Raw genomic sequence first — 16,684 nt, forward strand, 5'->3', positions numbered from 1 at the left:
CTACTCGGCCGCGGCTTTGCCGCGACCAAACCGTTGCTCGATATAGTCGGCGACCATTTTCTCGAAATCCGCCGCGATCGACGGCCCGCGCAGCGTCGCCGCCTTCTTGCCGTCGACGAAGACAGGCGCCGTCGGCGTCTCGCCGGTGCCGGGCAGCGAAATGCCGATGTCGGCATGCTTGGACTCGCCCGGACCGTTGACGATGCAGCCCATCACCGCGACCTTGAGGTTCTCGACGCCGGGATATTTTTCGCGCCACACCGGCATGTTCTTGCGCAGATCCGCCTGGATGTTCTGGGCGAGTTCCTGGAACACGGTGGAGGTCGTGCGACCACAGCCGGGGCAAGCCGCAACGATCGGCACGAACTGCCTGAACCCCATGGTCTGCAGCAATTCCTGCGACACCTGCACCTCCCGTGTGCGGTCGCCATTCGGCTCCGGCGTCAGCGAAATGCGAATAGTGTCGCCAATGCCTTGCTGGAGCAGGATGCCCATCGCGGCCGACGAAGCCACGATGCCTTTCGAGCCCATGCCGGCTTCGGTGAGGCCGAGATGCAGCGCATGGTCGGAGCGGGTGGCGAGTTCGGTATAGACGGCGATCAGGTCCTGCACGCCGCTGACCTTGGCCGACAGGATGATTTTCTCGCGGCCAAGGCCGATCTCTTCCGCCATCTCGGCCGACAGGATCGCCGACTGTACGATCGCCTCGCGCATCACCTCTTGCGCCGTCAGCGGAAAACCCTTGTCCTGGTTGTCGTCCATCAGCCGGGTCAAAAGCTCCTGGTCGAGCGAGCCCCAATTGACACCGATGCGCACCGGCTTGTCATACCTGATCGCCATCTCGACGATATCAGCGAACTGCCGGTCCTTCTTGTCCTTGAAGCCGACATTGCCGGGGTTAATCCGATATTTGGCCAGCGCCTCGGCGCAGGCCGGATGGTCCGCCAAAAGCTTGTGGCCGATATAGTGGAAATCGCCGACCAGCGGCACGTTGATGCCGAGACGCTGAAGCCGCTCATGAATGCGCGGCACGGCGGCCGCACTCTCGTCGCGATCGACGGTGATGCGCACGATCTCGGAGCCGGCACGGTGGAGTGCTGCAACTTGCGCAACAGTCTGGTCGATATCGGCCGTGTCGGTGTTGGTCATCGACTGCACGACAACGGGCGCGCCGCCGCCGACGACCACGCCGCCGACATCGACGCCGACCGAGGTGCGGCGGGGGAAAGGAGAGGAAAAATATCCGGTCATGCCGGCAGCCTTTTGTCTTTGGAGCGCCATGCGTCCACTTGAACGCACAAAGTGCGCTCCGGGCCGATGCGCTAAAGTCCGGGCATGAGGTGGAGGAGCAAAGATGGCTTGTCAATGGCGACAGGTCGCCACTGGCCGGAATCGGCCCGCCGCCAGGGACCAGAAACAATCGATGATCTGGCGAAATCTGGTGACAGCCGAGCGGAAATTAAAGCGGGTGGAAGTCCGGCTCAGGCTGATGGCCAGTGCTGGAAATCAAAACCCATCACGCCGGCGGCAGGTGCCGCCGGGAAAAAGAGGCCGCGGATGGTAAGCGACTATGTCAGGAGGACATCAATGCGTGGTCGGTTTCCCTCTCAGTTTTTCAATCTCGTCCTTGAGTGCCAACTTGCGTCGCTTGAGATTCACGATTTCGAGGTCATCGACCGATGGATGGTTCATCGCGTCATCGATTTCACGTTCGATGTCGCCGTGTTTCCGCTGCAACTCATCAAGATGGGATGCAAGAGACATGATTGGTTCTCCCTTTCATGGTTTCCTCGATTGCAGCCGTCATGGCGCGTCCACCGCAGGTTCGCTTCTGTGACGGCATGATGACAGTGTGTCACCTTCCGGCAGCGATGTCGAATGATCCGTGGTAGCATTCCACGACAATGTGAAATGTGATATGGGCTGCGCGCCGGTTGTAAAATCCCACCGGCCCCGCCCAATCAGGCCCATTTTTGGGCGCCGCAGACGTGCAGACGGTAGATAATGTCCGATCAGGAACAGGCTGATATCCGGCTCGAATATTCCCGGCTGAAGCAGGAGCACGCCGATTTCGATGCGGCCATCAACGCCATGATCGCCATGGCCTGCGATCCACTGCAGATTCAGCGCATGAAGAAGAAAAAGCTGTTCCTCAAGGACCGGCTGATGGCGCTGGAAGACAAGATCATTCCCGACATCATTGCCTGAAGGGCGCGTACGCTTTCGAGCGCTATCCGGCGATCGAAAGCTTCGCGGCGCGGTTGCGCAGCAGGCCGATGAGCTCACCGGTCCGCTCCTCGGACGTATCGATGGGGACCACCAGGCACATCGTCGCCTCGACCTTGCCGGGCGCTGAAAAGACCGGCGCGGCAAGGCACTTCGTATAAGCATCGACAAGGCCCGAGGTGATGCAATAGCCTGCGACTTGTGCCTTTGCGATGTCGTTGACAAAATCGTCGAGCCGCAGTTTGCGCCCGTCGGGCAGCACGAGATCGTCGTCGGACACCATGCCTTCGATCTCAGCCCTCTCCAGTCCCGCCAGAAGCAGCCGCCCCGAAGCGGTCCAGGGCAGCGGTATCTGCAAGCCCGTGGCGGAGCTGATCCGGAAAGGCCTGGTGCCAGGGCTCGCGTGGACGATCGTGTAGCGACCGCTTTGCAGCATGCACAGTTCTGAAGTCTCGCCGGTCTCGCGCGACAGGTTGTCGACCTCCTGGCGCCCTCGCCTCAGAAGGTCGTTGCCGCGCACATAGTCCATTCCATAGAGATAGAGCTTCTTGCCGAAATAGACGCGATTGCCGTCGCCTGCCATCTCCAGCAGGCCCGCATCGACCAGCGACCGCACCAACGTGTAGGTCGTCGAGCGGGGTGCATTCACCCCTTTGGCAAGGTCGCCAATGCCGATCGCCCGCTGGGTCGTGTGAAGAAACTCCAGAATCTCGAGCACCCGGTTAAGCCCCTTTTCACGGGAGCCCGAGATTTTCTCGTCGGCTGAAATCACGGAGGCATTGCCATCTTGCATTGTCGATTCCCGGTGTTAATATCTGTCTTGTACAGGATACACTCGTCTCTTGTAAGAGACAAAATCACCGACGCGTGTCTTGCCTGTGTACAAGGGGAACACAACATGAAAGGAGGTCGCCGTGAACGACACATCCGGAAGACGTGATTTTCTGAAAATGGGAATGGCAGGGCTGGCCACGGCCGGCGTGCTGGCAACCGTCGATGCCCGGAAGGCCGCGGCCCAGGCAGCATCCGACAGCCTGCTGCGCACCGTGCTCGATCGCGGCAAGCTGATCGTCGGCACCGGCAGCACCAACGCACCGTGGCACTTCGAGAACGATGCCGGCGAACTGGTCGGCATGGACATTACCATGGGGCGCATTCTCGCCAAGGGCCTTTTCGACGATCCGACCAAGGTCGAGTTCGTCATGCAGGATCCGGCACAGCGCATCCCCAACGTGACCACCAACAAGGTCGACATCACCATCCAGTTCATGACCATGAGCGCGCAGCGCTCGCAGCTGATCAACTTCTCCCGACCATACTACGTCGAAGGCGTTGCCTTGCTGACGCTTCCGACCGCCGAGAACAAGACTTTCGACAAGCTGCTTGCCGCAGGCTCGGCAACGCGTGTTTCCATCCTGCAGAACGTCGATGCGGAAGCCTCCGTGCACATCGCTCTGCCGCAATCGCAGGTGATGCAGATCGACACCCAGGCCAACGTGCTGCAGGCGCTGGAATCGAAGCGTGTCGACGCTGCCGCGGTCGATCTTTCGACCGTGCGCTGGCTCGCCTCGCGCAATCCGGACAAATACTTCGATGCCGGCAAGAGCTGGTTCTCGATGCTTTACGGCGCGGCGCTCCGGCAAGGCGATCTCGACTGGCTGACCTTCGTCAACCAGACCTTCACCATCGCCATGTTCGGTCACGAAACGGCGCTCTATGACGCCGCCTTCAAGGACTATTTCGGGCAGGAGCCGCCAGCGCGCCATCCTGGCTTCCCGGTCATCTGACCTGCAACGGACGGACGGGCGCATCCAGCGCCCGTCCGTCTCCCGAAGGCCTGCGGCACCGAGGCGAACGCATGGGCTATGCCCTCAACTTCAACCTGATCTGGCGGCATTTCGACAAGCTGTGGGGCGGCCTGCTGCTCAGTCTCGAACTCGCCGTCATCTCGATCGCCATCGGCATCGTCATCGGGCTGGTACTGGCGGTCTGGTATGTTTCGGCCGGGCGCGTGGTGCGCACCATCATCGCCGCCTATGTCGAATTTATCCGCAACGTGCCGTTGATCCTGCTCGTCTATCTCGTCTTCTACGGCTTGCCGACAGTGGTCGATATCGCCTACAGCGCGCCGACCTCGTTTGTCGTCACGCTCTCGCTCTACAGCGGCGCGTATCTGGTCGAGGTGTTCCGCTCCGGGCTCGAGGCCGTTCCGCGCGGACAGCTGGACGCCGGCAAGGCGATCGGCCTGACGCCCTGGCAAAGGCTGCTCAACGTGCGCCTGCCGACGATGCTGCGCATCACGCTGCCGGCGTTGTCCAACACCTTCATATCGCTGTTCAAGGATACGTCCGTCGCGTCGGTCATCTCGGTGCCGGAACTGACCTACGGCGCCCAGTGGATCAACTTCAACACCTTCCGCATCGTCGAGGTCTATCTCGTGGTGACGGCGATGTATCTGGTGACCGGCTACGCACTGCTTTTTGCGCTTCGGCTTGTCGAGCGCCGGTTCAGGGCGGCGCGCTGACATGCTGACCCAGATCGCCTATGCCTTGCCTTTCCTCGCCCAGGGCTTTGCCCTGACACTGTGGGTATCCCTGCTGGTCGTGGTGTTTTCTCTGATCGCCGGCGTGATCATGGGCGTCGGTCTCGTTTATGGCCCCGTGCCGTTGCAATGGGCAGTGCGCATCTTCAGCGATACCATCCGCGGGATACCGATCCTGGTGCTCATCTTCTTTGTCTATTACGGCCTGCCGGCCGTCGGGCTTCATCTCCCATCCTTCTGGGCTGCCGTGCTGGCGCTGACCCTGTTCAAGACGGCGCAGGTCGTCGAATATCTCAGGGGTGCGGTCGGCTCCATTTCGAAGGGTCAGTCCGAGGCGGCAATGGCGATCGGACTGACCTTTCGCCAGCGTCTGGCCTACGTCATCTTCCCGCAGGCGTTCAGGCGCTTCCTGCCGCCCTGGATCAATGGCGTCACCGACGCGGTCAAGGGCAGCGCCCTGGTGTCGCTGCTCGGCATCACCGATCTGATGCAGGCCATCAATCAGGTCATCGGCCGCACGTATGAGGCGATGCCGCTCTACCTCCTCGGCGCGCTCATCTATTTCGCGGTCAATTATGCCCTCTCGTTCGCCAGCCGGCGGCTCGAGCGGCGTTTCTCCTTCATTCGGGATTAGCAATGTCCACAGGTTCGAACGACACCCCGGCGCTTCTCGACATCCGCGACGTCTCCAAAGCCTTTGGAACCGTCCAGGTCCTGCGTTCGGTCAGCCTGCGGGTGGCGCGCGGCGAGGTGGTGACCGTCATCGGCCCCTCCGGCAGCGGCAAGACCACGCTGCTGCGTTGCGTCAACTTCCTCGAAAGCTACGACAGCGGCTCGATCCGCATCGACGGCAAGGAGGTCGGCTTTCGCGAAACCGGAGCCCGCCAGCGCCGCAGCGAACGCGATCTGGCCGCGATGCGCGCCGAAACCGGCATGGTGTTCCAGAGCTTCAACCTCTTTCCGCACCTGACTGCCGCCGGCAACATCATGCTTGGTCTAACCAAGGTGCGCGGCAAGAGCAGAGCGGAGGCCCGCACCATCGCCGAACACTGGCTCGGCCGGGTCGGCCTCGCTCACAAGGCCGACAGTCTGCCCGCGGAACTGTCCGGCGGCCAGCAGCAGCGTGTCGGCATTGCCCGCGCCGTGGCCATGGGGCCGAAGATCCTGCTTCTCGACGAGATAACCTCCGCGCTCGACCCGGAGCTGGTCGGCGAAGTGCTCGAGGTCGTGCGCAGCCTGGCCGAGGACGGCATGACGATGGTGATGGTCACGCACGAAATGGCCTTTGCCCGCGATGCCTCGAGCCGCATCGTCTTCATGGCCGATGGCGGCGTCAGCGCGGCGGGCCCGCCCGCCGAAATCCTGGCGGCGGATACCGACAACGAGCGCCTGCGCACCTTCCTGGCACGTTTCCGCGCCTCGCATTTCTAGAACGGGACAGCGAGCGCTGTCGCAAGGAGCCTTCTTTCATGACGCCTTATATCCGGCTCGCCGCGTTGGGCCTGACGCTGCCCGAGCCGCCGACCCCGATCGCCAATTTCGTCACCCATGCCGAAAGCGGCCGGCTGATCTTCCTGTCCGGTCAGGGGCCGCTGCGGACCGACGGCACGTTGTTCACCGGCAAGGTGGGAGATGATGTCACCGTCGAGGAGGCCTATGGCCATGCCCGCCTCACCGGCCTCAATCTGCTCGCCGTCATGCATGCAGCCACCGGCGACCTTGGCCGTATCGTGCGCATCGTCAAACTGCTCGGCTTCGTCAACGCGATACCGACCTTCAGCGACCACCCGAAAGTGGTCAATGGCTGTTCAGACCTGTTCGCCGATGTATTCGACACCATCGGCGGCCATGCCCGCTCGGCGATCGGCGTCGGTTCCTTGCCCGGAAACATCACCGTCGAAATCGAGGCGGTCGTCGAGATCGCCGCCTGACCCGCTAGAAATGGAATCCGAGAGATGAAAACCACGTCCACCGACGGCTCCAACACCACGATCCGCGAACGGCTCGGCCTTCGCCCGATCATCAACGTCTCCGGCACGATGACGGCGCTCGGCGCGTCGATCATCGTCCCGGAAGCGATCAGCGCCATGTCCGAAATAGCCTCGCAATGGGTCGAGATGGACGATCTGCAGCGTGCCGCAAGCACGATCGTCGCGCGTCTCACCGGCGGCGAGGCCGGTTTCATCACCGCTTGCTGCGCCAGCGGCATCACCATGGCGATCGCCGGTGCGATGACGGGAACCAATTTGCTCGCCATCGAACGCCTGCCGGACGACACCGGAGGGCTGAAATCGGAGGTCATCGTCCAGCTCGGCCACATCGTCAACTACGGCGCGCCGATCGACCAGTCGGTCCGCGTGGCCGGCGCAAAGGTCGTGCCGGCCGGCACCGTCAGCGTCACGCAGGACTACCACGTGCGCCAGGCGATCAACGAGCGCACGGCGGCGGGTCTCTATGTCGTCGCCCATCACACCGTGCAGTACGGCATGCTGTCGCTGGAGGAATTCTGCGAGATCTGCCACGCCAGGGGTGTCCCGGTCATCGTCGACGCGGCTTCCGAATATGATCTGCGCGGCTTCCTTGCGCGCGGCGCCGACATTGTCATCTACAGCGGGCACAAATTCCTGAGCGGACCGACCAGTGGCATCGTCACCGGGCGCAAGGATCTGGTTCGAGCCGCCTATCTGCAGAACCGCGGCGTCGCGCGCGCCATGAAGGTCGGCAAGGAAAGCATCGCCGGCACCATGGCCGCACTGGAAGCCTGGGAAAAGCGCGACCACGCCGGCATCCGCCGGCGCGAAGAGGCGGCGCTGAACCTGTGGAAAGACGCGTTGCAGGGGTTGCCGGGCATCGTCGCGCAGATCATCCCCGACCCGACCGCCAACCCTCTGGACCGGCTGCAGATTTTTGTATTGCCCGAAAGCCGGTTCTCGGCGGCCGGTCTCACCTCGGCATTGGCGACGGGCTCGCCGCCGATCATCGTGCGCAACCATGAAGTGGAGCGCGGCCATTTCTTCCTCGACCCCTGCAACCTTCATCCCGGCGAGGCCGAGATCGTCGCCGAACGTCTGCGCGCCATGCTGACCGCGGCCGAGCGGCCCGCCAATGCCATGAGACCTGCCCGCAAGGATTCATCCGGCGTCCTGCGCTGGCCGGATTGAAACGCCAGGTAGACCATCACCTGAAAATGCGCCGGCCGCGATCGGCGCGCGCCATCACGCGACCGCTCCCCTGACGGGTTCTATGGCCAGGACGTCGGCCAGGAGACTGCCGGCTCCGCCTTTGCGCGGCTCAGCCCGGCCGCCGACGAGGCCAGACAGTCGCCGACCTTCAAAAGAATAACTTTACAAATATTTTAGTATGTGTGAAGTTATGACTATTGAAGGGTCGATCATGACAGCCAATCGCTTCGCCACGCGTCTGAATTCCTTTGCCTCGCGACCACAGGCCGAATGGCGCGACCTCTCCGGCAAGCCGTCGCTGCTGCAGATGGCGGCGCGCGCCGCCAAGGTTGCCGGACTGACCGACCTCGATCTGAACTACCCCGACCATGTCAGCGAAAAGCCTGCTGAAATCGCCCGCAAACTCGGCGACCTCGGCCTTTCCATCAATGGCTTCGCCATGCGCTACTACTCCAACCCGGCCTTCAAGCTCGGCGCTTTCACCAATCCGGACCCGGCGGTACGCCGCGAGGCCATCGACCTGACCAAAGCGGGAATCGACGCCGTGCGCGAGGCGGGCGCCAAACTGATGACGCTGTGGCTCGGCCAGGACGGCTTCGATTACGCCTTCCAGGCTGACTATGCCTCGCTCTGGCAACACGAAATCGATGGCATTCGTGAAGTGGCCGCGCATGACCCCGACTGCCAGATCAGCCTTGAGTACAAGCCCAATGAGCCGCGATCCTATAGCCTGATGCCGGACGCAGCGACGACCTTGCTGGCGATCCGTGACGTCGGCCTGCCCAATCTCGGCGTCACGCTCGATTTCGCCCATGTGCTCTATGCCGACGAGCAGCCGGCCTTTGCCGCAGCCCTGGTGGCGCGTCACAGCAAGCTGCTCGGCGTGCACCTCAACGACGGTTACGCCAAGCGCGACGACGGCCTGATGGTCGGCGCGGTGCACACGCTGCAGACCATCGAGCTGCTCAGGCAGATCCGCAGGGACGGCTATGCCGGCGCCATCTATTTCGACACATTCCCCGACATGACCGGGCTCGACCCGGTGCGCGAATGCGAAGTCAACATCGCCACCGTCAAGCGCATGCTGCGCGTCGTCGACCGGCTGGAGCAGGACAATCGCCTGTCCGCCGCCATCGACGGTCAGGACGCGGTGACGTCGCAAGCCATCATCCAGGAAATCATGCTCGGGCCGGACAGCTGAGGCATCCGAGCCATCGCCGTTTTCAACAAGGGAGGAATACAATGAAACTTCTGCTTGCCACCGCTACCGCCGCACTGATGGCATTATCCATCGGCTCGGCCTTTTCCGCTGATCCCGCGCCGCTCAATTCCGATACGGAAAAGGACCGCATCGACTGGTCGCAGGTCGAGGCCAAGTTCGGCACGTTCCCCAAACTGCCCGAAGGAACAAAGGCGGGCGCGGTTTCCAAGACGCTGACCAATGAATACTGGCGCTCGCTGGGCGAGGGCTACAAAGCGTTCGGCGAGAAGGTCGGCGTGCCTGTCGTCTACCAGGCGGCGCAGAGCGAAGGCGACCAGCTCGGCCAGCTCACTATCGCGGAAGGCCTGGTGACGCAGGGCTACAACGTTCTGCTGGTCTCGCCGCAGACCGATGCCAATCTGCAGCCGATCATGGAGCAGGCCAAGGCCGCCAATGTGCCGGTGGTCAACGTCAATGACGCGGTCATCCCGCAGGCCGAGCACTATGTGGGCAATGTCCAGCGCGACAATGGCGTGCGCGTCGCCAAATGGTTCATCAAGAATCGTCCGGATGGCGGCAAGGTCGCCATCGTCGAAGGCCAGGCCGGCGTCTATGCAGCCGTGCAGCGCACCGATGGCTTCAAGTCCACCATCACCGAAGGGGGCAAGTTCGAGGTCGTCGCCAGCGTTCCCGGCAATTGGGACCGCCAGACCTCCTATGATGCGGCCACCAACATCCTGCAGCAGCACCCCGACCTGATCGGCTTCTATGCCAACAATGACGGCATGGCGCTGGGCATTGTCGAGGCGGTCAAGGCTGCCGGCCTGCAGGACAAGGTTGCCGTGTTCGGCACCGACGGCATTTCCGACGCCTATGCCTCGATCCGTGCCGGCGAACTGACCGGCACGGTCGACAGCTTTCCGGTGCTGACCGGCGAAGTGGCACTGGAAACGGCGCTGCGGCTAGTGGCCGGACAAAAGCTGCCGCGCGTCGTTGCCACGCCGCAGGCACTGATCACCAAGGACAATGCCGACCGCTATTCCGGCACCGGCGCGCGCAAGGCACTGCTCGAGGATGCCGCTGCGGGCCAGTAGAGCCAATCGACGGGGTGCCGGCCAGAGCAATTCGCTCCCGGCCGGCACCGTTGCCCGGAGATAGAACCCAATGTCACCCCGGCTGCAATTCCAGGGCATTTCCAAGCTGTTTCCGGCCGTCCGGGCGCTCAACGACGTGTCGTTCTCGGTCAGTGCCGGTGAAATCCACGGTCTGCTCGGCGAGAACGGCGCCGGCAAGTCGACGCTGCTGCGCATCCTGTCGGGCGTCTACAGGCCGACGGCCGGAAGCGTCCTTATCGACGGCAAGCCGGTTACGCTCGCCAATCCGGTCGCGGCGCGCGCGGCGGGCGTCGCCATGATCCATCAGGAACTGCAGCAGGTGCCGCGCCTCAGCGTTGCCCAGAACATGTTCCTTGGCCATCCGCTGACGCGCGGTATCTTTGTCGCCCGGCGCGAGCAGGAGCGTCGCGCGGCCGAGGCTCTGGCGGCAATAGACCCCTCCATCGACCCAGCCGCTCCACTCGGCACGCTGAAGGTGGCGCAGCGGCAGATCGTCGAGATCGCCCGCGCGCTGCTCGACCGCGCCCGCATCGTCGCCATGGACGAGCCGACATCGAGCCTGACGCCGAGCGAATTCGAACGGCTGGCGCATGTCATCACCGGCCTCGCTCGCGACGGCGTCGCCGTCGTCTATGTCTCGCACAAGCTGGATGAGGTGTTCGGCATCTGCCGGCGCGCCACCATCATGCGCGACGGCGGCGTGGTCGATTCCGTCGATCTGAAAGAGCTGTCGGAGAAAGCGGTCGTGGCGATGATGGTCGGCCGCGAACTGGCGCAGGAACACCATAGCTCCCATGCCTCGGACGAGGTGATGCTGAGCGCACGCGGCCTCTCCTCGGCGACGAAGGTGCGCAACGTGTCGTTCGATCTGCATCGCGGCGAGGTGCTGGGCATTGCCGGGCTGGTCGGATCCGGCCGCACTGAACTTTTGCGGCTGCTGGCGGGCGCGGATCGCGCCACGGCCGGGACGATCGCCATCGACGGCAAAGCGACGCGCTTCGCCAGCCCGCGCGACGCGATTGCCGCCGGCATCGGCCTGGTTCCGGAGGAGCGCAAGCGCGAAGGCATCGTGCCGCTGCGCTCGATCACCAGCAACATGGCGCTGGCTTCCATGGGTGTGTTCGCGTCGCGCGGCCTCATCGATCACACCAGGTTGAAACAGGTGGCAGTCGACAAGATGGGCCGCGTCAATCTGCGCCCATTCCTGCTCGACCGGCCGATCCGCCTGTTCAGCGGTGGCAACCAGCAAAAGGCGATCATCGGCCGCTGGCTGGCGGCCGGAACACGCATCCTCTTGTTCGACGAACCGACGCGCGGCATCGATGTCGGCGCCAAGGCGGAGATCTATCACCTGATCGAGGAACTCGCCGCCGAAGGCCATGCGGTGATCGTCGTCTCCTCCGAGCTTCCCGAGGTGATCCGGCTCGCCGACCGCGTGCTGGTCATGCGCGACGGCACGATCGCCGCCGAACTCCACAGCGACGATATCAGCGAACAGGCAATCGCGGCACACGCCATCCCGCAGACACAGACGCCGGCCGCACAGCCGGCAAGGCAGTAGGTGAAGGATATGTCGGATACCACTCTGGTGCAGCCACGGGCCGAATTCCTGCGCGGGATTTCCATGCGCGATGCCGGCACGCTGATCGGCCTTGTCGTGATCCTCGCCGTCTTCGGAGCGCTGGTGCCGGGCTTCTTTGCCGAGCGCAACCTGATCAACATCCTGCAGCAGTCGAGCATCAATGCCTGTCTGGCGCTGGGCATGACGCTGGTCATCATCTCCGGCGGCATCGACCTGTCGGTCGGGCCGACGGCAGCGCTCTCGGCCGTCATCTCGGCCTCGATGATGGTCGCCGGCGTGCCGTTTCCGCTCGCCATCGCCACCGGCTTCGCCATTGGTCTTGCGTGCGGCCTCATCAACGGCGTGCTCGTCGCCTATGTCGGGCTGCAGCCTTTCATCGTCACATTGGGTACACTCAGCACATACCGGGCACTGGCGCTGATCTATACCGGCGGCAATCCGGTGCTCGGCCTGCCGGCAGGCTTTCGCGCCGTCTTCAACGGCTCGCTGTTCGGGCTGCCGCTGGCGGTTATCATCGTCGCCTTCGTGGCGATCGTCGCCTGGGTCGTTTTGAAGAAGACTCCCTTCGGCGAATATCTGCTCGCCGTCGGCGGCAATGAGGAGGCTGCTTACATCGCCGGCGTGCCGATCGCCCGCACCAAGATCGCCGCCTACATGATCTCCGGCCTGCTGGCAGCCCTTGCCGCGCAAATCCTGATCGGCCGGCTCGGTGCCGCCGAGCCCATCCTCGGCAACCTCTGGGAACTCGACGCCATCGCCGCTGCCGCCATCGGCGGCGCCTCGCTGATGGGCGGCAAGGGCAGTATCGTCGGCACCATCCTGGGCGCCGTCATCCTCGGCGCCATGCGCAACGGTTTGACGCTGATGAACGTGCAGTCCTTCTATCAGCTTCTGGCAACTGGTCTTATAATCCTCGCCGCGATGCTTATCGATCGCGTGACGAGGGGGCGTGGATGACCTTGAGCGGGCTGGACCTGAAAGCGGTAGGACCGCGCATCCGCATGATGATGCCGCATCTCACCCCGCTGGAGGCGAAGGTGGTGGAAACCGTCTTCGGCCGTCGCGGCTTTGACGAGAGCATCCCGCTGAAGCAGATCGCCGAGGAGGCCGGCGTGTCGGAAGCAATGGTGGTCAAGATCGCCAAGAAGCTCGGCTTTTCCGGCTATCGCGACTTCCGCACCGCCGTCTATGAATACAGCCGCCTGCCGACCGCCGAGATGCATCAGGAACTGTCGTCGGACGACAGTTCGGCCGAGATTGTGCAGAAGGTGTTTCGCACCTCCATCCAGGCACTGGAGGAGACGCTGGCGATCCTCGACATTGAGGATTTCGACCGCGCCGCCGATCTTCTCTATCGTGCGAAGAACCGGGATTTCTACGGTGTCGGCGGCTCGGCGCAGATCGCGCGCGACGTCTCGCACAAATTTCTGCGCATCGGCATCCGCGCATCCGTCTACGACGATTCGCACATGATGCTGATGTCGGCCTCGTTGCTCGGCGGCGACGACATCGCCGTCGGCTTCTCGCATTCGGGCAACACCTCTGCCGTCATCGACGCCATCCAACTGGCCCGCAAGAACGGTGCCCGCACGCTGGCCATCACCAATTACGACAACTCGCCGCTGGCCTCAGTCGCCGACATCGTGCTGTGCTCGACCGCGCAGGGCTCGCCGCTGATGGGCGAGAACGCGGCGGCGCGGATCGCCCAGCTCAATATCCTCGACGCGCTGTTCGTCGCCGTGGCGCAGCGCGACTACCAGGCGGCGGAGCGCAACCTCGGCCGCACCATGTCGGCGGTGGCATCGAAACGAAAAGACCGGGGCTCATGAGGACACCGCCGCTGGTCACCGTGTTCGGCAGCCTGCACTACGACATCATGGTCGACGCCCCCGACCGCCCGCGCAAGGGCGAGACGGTGGCCGGCCATGCCTGGCACCCGAAATGTGGCGGCAAGGGCGGCAACCAGGCCGCGTCGGCGGCAAGGGCCGGGGTGCGGGCGGCGATGATCGGAGCGGTTGGCGACGATGATTTCGGGCGGGCGTTGCTGGCCAATCTCGATCGCGCCAGGCTCGACCGCCGCTTCGTACGGGTGGCCGCTGGCGCCGGCTCCGGAATGAGCGTGGCGATCTTCGACCAAGGCGGCGACTATGGCGCGGTGATCGTCTCGGGCAGCAATCTCACGCTGGGCGATGCCGATATTGCCGCCGCTTCCGAAATGCTGTCCCAAACGGCGGTGCTCCTATTGCAGAACGAAGTGCCGGAAGCCGCCAACATTGCCGCCGCACGCGCGGTCAAGGCGCAGGGCGGCCGCATCGTGCTCAACGCGGCCCCGGCGCGCAAACTCTCCGGCGAGTTGACCGCGCTGGTCGACATATTGGTGGTCAACGCCATCGAGGCGGAGTTCCTGGCCGGCATGGCGGTGGTCGAGACGCTGGACGGCGCCGCGCAAACCGCGCGGCTGCTGGCCGATCTTTGGCCTGTCGCGATTGTCACGGCGGGCGGCGAAGGCGTCGCCTGTTGCGAGCGGACCGGCGAGGCCTTCGCGCTGCCGGCCATCCCGGTCAAGGTCGTCAGCACGCATGGCGCCGGCGATGAATTCGTCGGTGCGCTGGCCGCGGGGCTTGCCCGTGGGGAGACCATGCAAGCGGCCGTCACCGCCGCCAATGCAGCTTCGGCCTTGCTGGTCTCGACACCCGAGGCCGAGCGCGACGGCATCTGACAGACTGGTTTCCGCCTCACCAAACCACTGCGGCCGCCGCCTATCCTTGCGGCTTGGCGCGAATTCCGCTAAGGCGCGCCTTTGTCGCCGGGGAACACAGACTTGGACGATCAACGCGCCGATGTCGCCATCATCATGGGCAGTCAGTCCGACTGGGCGACGATGCGCCATGCGGCCGAAACGCTGGAAGCACTCGGCATCCCGCACAAGCGGCTGATCATCTCCGCTCATCGAACGCCGGACCGGCTCTATGATTTTGCCAAAGGCGCCAAGGCGGCCGGTTACAAGGTGATCATCGCCGGCGCCGGCGGTGCCGCGCACCTGCCCGGCATGACAGCGGCGATGACGCCGCTGCCGGTGTTCGGCGTGCCGGTGGAATCGAAGGCGCTCTCCGGCCAGGATTCGCTGCTGTCCATCGTCCAGATGCCCGCCGGCATTCCCGTGGGGACGCTGGCCATCGGCAAGGCCGGTGCCACCAACGCAGCCCTTCTGGCCGCCGCCGTGCTGGCGCTGAACGATGACAAGCTCGCCGTCCGTCTGGATGCCTGGCGCGCCGCGCAGACCGCCAGGGTCGCGACCGAACCGACGGACACGCCGTGAGCCTGCCCGCTGGATCGACCATCGGCATCATTGGCGGCGGCCAGCTCGGCCGCATGCTGGCTATTGCCGCCGCCCGCCTCGGCTACCGCACGGTGGTGCTGGAGCCGCAGGCGGATTGCCCGGCGGCGCAGGTCGCCAATCGGCAGATAACGGCTGCCTATGACGACCCAGCAGCCCTTGCCGAACTGGCAGCGTCGAGTTCCGTCGTTACCTACGAGTTCGAGAACGTGCCGGTTGCGGCCGCCAGCGCGCTTGCCATCCAGGTTCAGGTTTATCCGCCGGCGCGAGCGCTTGATGTGGCGCAGGATCGGATGAGCGAGAAGACATTCCTCAATGCCATCGGCATTGCCACCGCGGATTTCCACGCCGTCGACAATGATGACGAACTGACGGCAGCACTGAAAGCATTCGACGGCAGCGGCATCCTGAAGACGCGCCGCATGGGCTATGACGGCAAGGGCCAGCGCATCTTCCGCAACATGGAAACGGGCGGTTTCGCCGGCACCTGCGAGGCGATGGGCAATGTGCCGCTGATCCTGGAGTCCTTCGTGCCGTTCGAGCGCGAGATCTCGGTGATCGCGGCGCGTGGGCTGGACGGCGCGGTCGCCGCCTACGATCCGGCCGAGAATGTCCATCGCAACGGCATTCTCCACACATCGACCTTGCCGGCCGCCATCATGCCCGAAACGGCGGAAGCGGCGCGAGCAGCGGCATCGAAGATCCTGTCGGCGCTGAACTATGTCGGCGTCATCGGCGTCGAGTTTTTCGTGCTCGCCGACGGCTCGCTGCTGGCCAACGAGATCGCGCCGCGCGTGCACAATTCCGGTCATTGGACGGAGGCAGCCTGCATCGTTTCGCAGTTCGAGCAGCATATCCGCGCGGTTGCCGGCCTGCCGCTGGGAAGCCCGGACCGCCATTCCGACTGCGTGATGGAGAACCTGATCGGCGACGATGTGCTGCGTGTTCCGGCCCTGCTTGCCGAACCGGATCTGATGCTGCATCTCTACGGCAAGGCCGAGGCGCGGCCCGGCCGCAAGATGGGCCATTTCACCCGGATCGGCCGTCGCGCCTGATAACGCCGTCTATTGCACCTCGTCGCTCTCGTCCTCGTCGGGACTGGCGCAACTCACATCGCCTTCCTCGCAATTGGCCAACGCGGCAAGCTGCTTGACGCGATCATTCGTCAATCTGGTCAGGCATTGCGAAACCTCCATCGGATGGATCGAGCCGCCCTCACTGGCGGCGGTGGAATGGGCGCACTCGGCGTCGCGAAAAGCGATCCAGGCGCGTTGCGCCACCTGCAGCAATCTCTTGCTGTTGGCGTCATCCGCGCTGATGAGGTCCTGGTAGGCCGTGTTGAGCCTGGCGTCGGCCGCTTGGTAATCCTCGCCGGCACAGATGTTCATCATCTGCTGGCCGTCGTCGCTGCGGTCGCACTCCTGCGCGCGGGCAGCCGAGGCCCCCGCCAGTAGGACAAGGCAGGCGGACAGGAAAAATCGGCGCATAGTCATCCCCAA

At 64.0% G+C, this 16,684-nt stretch carries 19 protein-coding genes; 15 read left to right on the top strand and 4 right to left on the bottom strand.

The genetic code is table 11. The annotated features are described in order from the left end of the window. The gene (gene ispG / locus NKI73_RS20965) at positions 1–1,251 is read right to left on the bottom strand and encodes a flavodoxin-dependent (E)-4-hydroxy-3-methylbut-2-enyl-diphosphate synthase (protein ID WP_352632805.1); all 1,251 of its coding nucleotides are present in this window, start codon (positions 1,249–1,251) and stop codon (positions 1–3) included. Between the two features lie 333 nt (positions 1,252–1,584). Then, entirely contained in the window at positions 1,585–1,764 is a 180-nt protein-coding gene (locus tag NKI73_RS20970) for a YdcH family protein (protein WP_013529217.1), read from the bottom strand. Between the two features lie 240 nt (positions 1,765–2,004). Here NKI73_RS20970 and NKI73_RS20975 point away from each other — a divergent pair, with 240 nt between their 5' ends. Beyond that, positions 2,005–2,208, top strand: coding sequence for a YdcH family protein (locus tag NKI73_RS20975; protein ID WP_023757446.1), 204 nt, complete (start codon positions 2,005–2,007; stop codon positions 2,206–2,208). 22 nt (positions 2,209–2,230) lie between these two features. Here NKI73_RS20975 and NKI73_RS20980 read toward each other — a convergent pair whose 3' ends face one another. Next, a complete protein-coding gene (locus NKI73_RS20980; protein WP_352632806.1) occupies positions 2,231–3,019 on the bottom strand; it encodes an IclR family transcriptional regulator in 789 nt (262 codons plus the stop codon). Between the two features lie 121 nt (positions 3,020–3,140). On the opposite strand from NKI73_RS20980, the gene NKI73_RS20985 reads away from it, so the two are divergent. The 14 genes from NKI73_RS20985 to NKI73_RS21050 all read left to right on the top strand — a co-directional run bounded on the left by NKI73_RS20985 (position 3,141) and on the right by NKI73_RS21050 (position 16,240). Further along, complete coding sequence (locus NKI73_RS20985; protein WP_502905653.1) at positions 3,141–4,013, top strand: transporter substrate-binding protein; 873 nt, start codon at positions 3,141–3,143, stop codon at positions 4,011–4,013. Positions 4,014–4,084: 71 nt separating this feature from the next. Continuing rightward, positions 4,085–4,750, top strand: a complete 666-nt coding sequence (locus NKI73_RS20990) for an amino acid ABC transporter permease (RefSeq protein ID WP_352632807.1) — start codon at positions 4,085–4,087, stop codon at positions 4,748–4,750. Position 4,751: 1 nt separating this feature from the next. Beyond that, positions 4,752–5,402 (top strand): amino acid ABC transporter permease, encoded by a 651-nt coding sequence (locus NKI73_RS20995; RefSeq protein WP_352632808.1) that lies wholly within the window; start codon positions 4,752–4,754, stop codon positions 5,400–5,402. A gap of 2 nt (positions 5,403–5,404) precedes the next feature. Next, the gene (locus NKI73_RS21000) at positions 5,405–6,199 is read left to right on the top strand and encodes an amino acid ABC transporter ATP-binding protein (RefSeq protein ID WP_352632809.1); all 795 of its coding nucleotides are present in this window, start codon (positions 5,405–5,407) and stop codon (positions 6,197–6,199) included. Positions 6,200–6,237: 38 nt separating this feature from the next. After that, complete coding sequence (locus tag NKI73_RS21005) at positions 6,238–6,699, top strand: RidA family protein (protein ID WP_352605817.1); 462 nt, start codon at positions 6,238–6,240, stop codon at positions 6,697–6,699. Positions 6,700–6,723: 24 nt separating this feature from the next. Next, positions 6,724–7,929 (top strand): aminotransferase class V-fold PLP-dependent enzyme, encoded by a 1,206-nt coding sequence (locus NKI73_RS21010; protein WP_352632810.1) that lies wholly within the window; start codon positions 6,724–6,726, stop codon positions 7,927–7,929. Between the two features lie 232 nt (positions 7,930–8,161). Then, on the top strand, positions 8,162–9,151 hold the full coding sequence (locus NKI73_RS21015; RefSeq protein WP_352632811.1) for a sugar phosphate isomerase/epimerase family protein: 990 nt from the start codon (positions 8,162–8,164) through the stop codon (positions 9,149–9,151). Positions 9,152–9,192: 41 nt separating this feature from the next. Next, entirely contained in the window at positions 9,193–10,245 is a 1,053-nt protein-coding gene (locus tag NKI73_RS21020) for a sugar ABC transporter substrate-binding protein (protein ID WP_352632812.1), read from the top strand. 70 nt (positions 10,246–10,315) lie between these two features. Further along, the gene (locus NKI73_RS21025; RefSeq protein WP_352632813.1) at positions 10,316–11,827 is read left to right on the top strand and encodes a sugar ABC transporter ATP-binding protein; all 1,512 of its coding nucleotides are present in this window, start codon (positions 10,316–10,318) and stop codon (positions 11,825–11,827) included. A 9-nt stretch (positions 11,828–11,836) separates the two neighbouring features. Continuing rightward, positions 11,837–12,805: an ABC transporter permease gene (locus NKI73_RS21030; RefSeq protein WP_352632814.1), complete on the top strand. Its 969-nt coding sequence runs from the start codon at positions 11,837–11,839 to the stop codon at positions 12,803–12,805. Next, entirely contained in the window at positions 12,802–13,677 is an 876-nt protein-coding gene (locus NKI73_RS21035; protein ID WP_352632815.1) for a MurR/RpiR family transcriptional regulator, read from the top strand. The genes NKI73_RS21030 and NKI73_RS21035 overlap by 4 nt, the downstream gene beginning before the upstream one ends. Next, the gene (locus tag NKI73_RS21040; RefSeq protein ID WP_352632816.1) at positions 13,674–14,567 is read left to right on the top strand and encodes a ribokinase; all 894 of its coding nucleotides are present in this window, start codon (positions 13,674–13,676) and stop codon (positions 14,565–14,567) included. The genes NKI73_RS21035 and NKI73_RS21040 overlap by 4 nt, the downstream gene beginning before the upstream one ends. A gap of 102 nt (positions 14,568–14,669) precedes the next feature. Continuing rightward, positions 14,670–15,167 carry a 5-(carboxyamino)imidazole ribonucleotide mutase gene (purE, locus tag NKI73_RS21045; protein WP_352632817.1) on the top strand — a complete coding sequence of 166 codons (498 nt, stop codon included), beginning with the start codon at positions 14,670–14,672 and terminating at the stop codon, positions 15,165–15,167. Then, entirely contained in the window at positions 15,164–16,240 is a 1,077-nt protein-coding gene (locus NKI73_RS21050; protein ID WP_352632818.1) for a 5-(carboxyamino)imidazole ribonucleotide synthase, read from the top strand. Before purE ends, NKI73_RS21050 begins: the two co-directional genes overlap by 4 nt. A 9-nt stretch (positions 16,241–16,249) precedes the next feature. On the opposite strand, the gene NKI73_RS21055 is transcribed toward NKI73_RS21050, so the two are convergent. After that, positions 16,250–16,672: a lysozyme inhibitor LprI family protein gene (locus NKI73_RS21055; RefSeq protein ID WP_352632819.1), complete on the bottom strand. Its 423-nt coding sequence runs from the start codon at positions 16,670–16,672 to the stop codon at positions 16,250–16,252. Positions 16,673–16,684 lie beyond the last annotated feature (12 nt).

This window comes from Mesorhizobium sp. M0496, assembly GCF_040321205.1.
GTDB lineage: Bacteria > Pseudomonadota > Alphaproteobacteria > Rhizobiales > Rhizobiaceae > Mesorhizobium.

Coding starts and splice junctions, on each gene's coding strand:
- ispG (WP_352632805.1), bottom strand. CDS start 1,251: ATGACCGGATATTTTTCCTCTCCTTTCCCCCGCCGCACCTCGGTCGGC.
- NKI73_RS20970 (WP_013529217.1), bottom strand. CDS start 1,764: ATGTCTCTTGCATCCCATCTTGATGAGTTGCAGCGGAAACACGGCGAC.
- NKI73_RS20975 (WP_023757446.1), top strand. CDS start 2,005: ATGTCCGATCAGGAACAGGCTGATATCCGGCTCGAATATTCCCGGCTG.
- NKI73_RS20980 (WP_352632806.1), bottom strand. CDS start 3,019: ATGCAAGATGGCAATGCCTCCGTGATTTCAGCCGACGAGAAAATCTCG.
- NKI73_RS20990 (WP_352632807.1), top strand. CDS start 4,085: ATGGGCTATGCCCTCAACTTCAACCTGATCTGGCGGCATTTCGACAAG.
- NKI73_RS20995 (WP_352632808.1), top strand. CDS start 4,752: ATGCTGACCCAGATCGCCTATGCCTTGCCTTTCCTCGCCCAGGGCTTT.
- NKI73_RS21000 (WP_352632809.1), top strand. CDS start 5,405: ATGTCCACAGGTTCGAACGACACCCCGGCGCTTCTCGACATCCGCGAC.
- NKI73_RS21005 (WP_352605817.1), top strand. CDS start 6,238: ATGACGCCTTATATCCGGCTCGCCGCGTTGGGCCTGACGCTGCCCGAG.
- NKI73_RS21010 (WP_352632810.1), top strand. CDS start 6,724: ATGAAAACCACGTCCACCGACGGCTCCAACACCACGATCCGCGAACGG.
- NKI73_RS21015 (WP_352632811.1), top strand. CDS start 8,162: ATGACAGCCAATCGCTTCGCCACGCGTCTGAATTCCTTTGCCTCGCGA.
- NKI73_RS21020 (WP_352632812.1), top strand. CDS start 9,193: ATGAAACTTCTGCTTGCCACCGCTACCGCCGCACTGATGGCATTATCC.
- NKI73_RS21025 (WP_352632813.1), top strand. CDS start 10,316: ATGTCACCCCGGCTGCAATTCCAGGGCATTTCCAAGCTGTTTCCGGCC.
- NKI73_RS21030 (WP_352632814.1), top strand. CDS start 11,837: ATGTCGGATACCACTCTGGTGCAGCCACGGGCCGAATTCCTGCGCGGG.
- NKI73_RS21035 (WP_352632815.1), top strand. CDS start 12,802: ATGACCTTGAGCGGGCTGGACCTGAAAGCGGTAGGACCGCGCATCCGC.
- NKI73_RS21040 (WP_352632816.1), top strand. CDS start 13,674: ATGAGGACACCGCCGCTGGTCACCGTGTTCGGCAGCCTGCACTACGAC.
- NKI73_RS21055 (WP_352632819.1), bottom strand. CDS start 16,672: ATGCGCCGATTTTTCCTGTCCGCCTGCCTTGTCCTACTGGCGGGGGCC.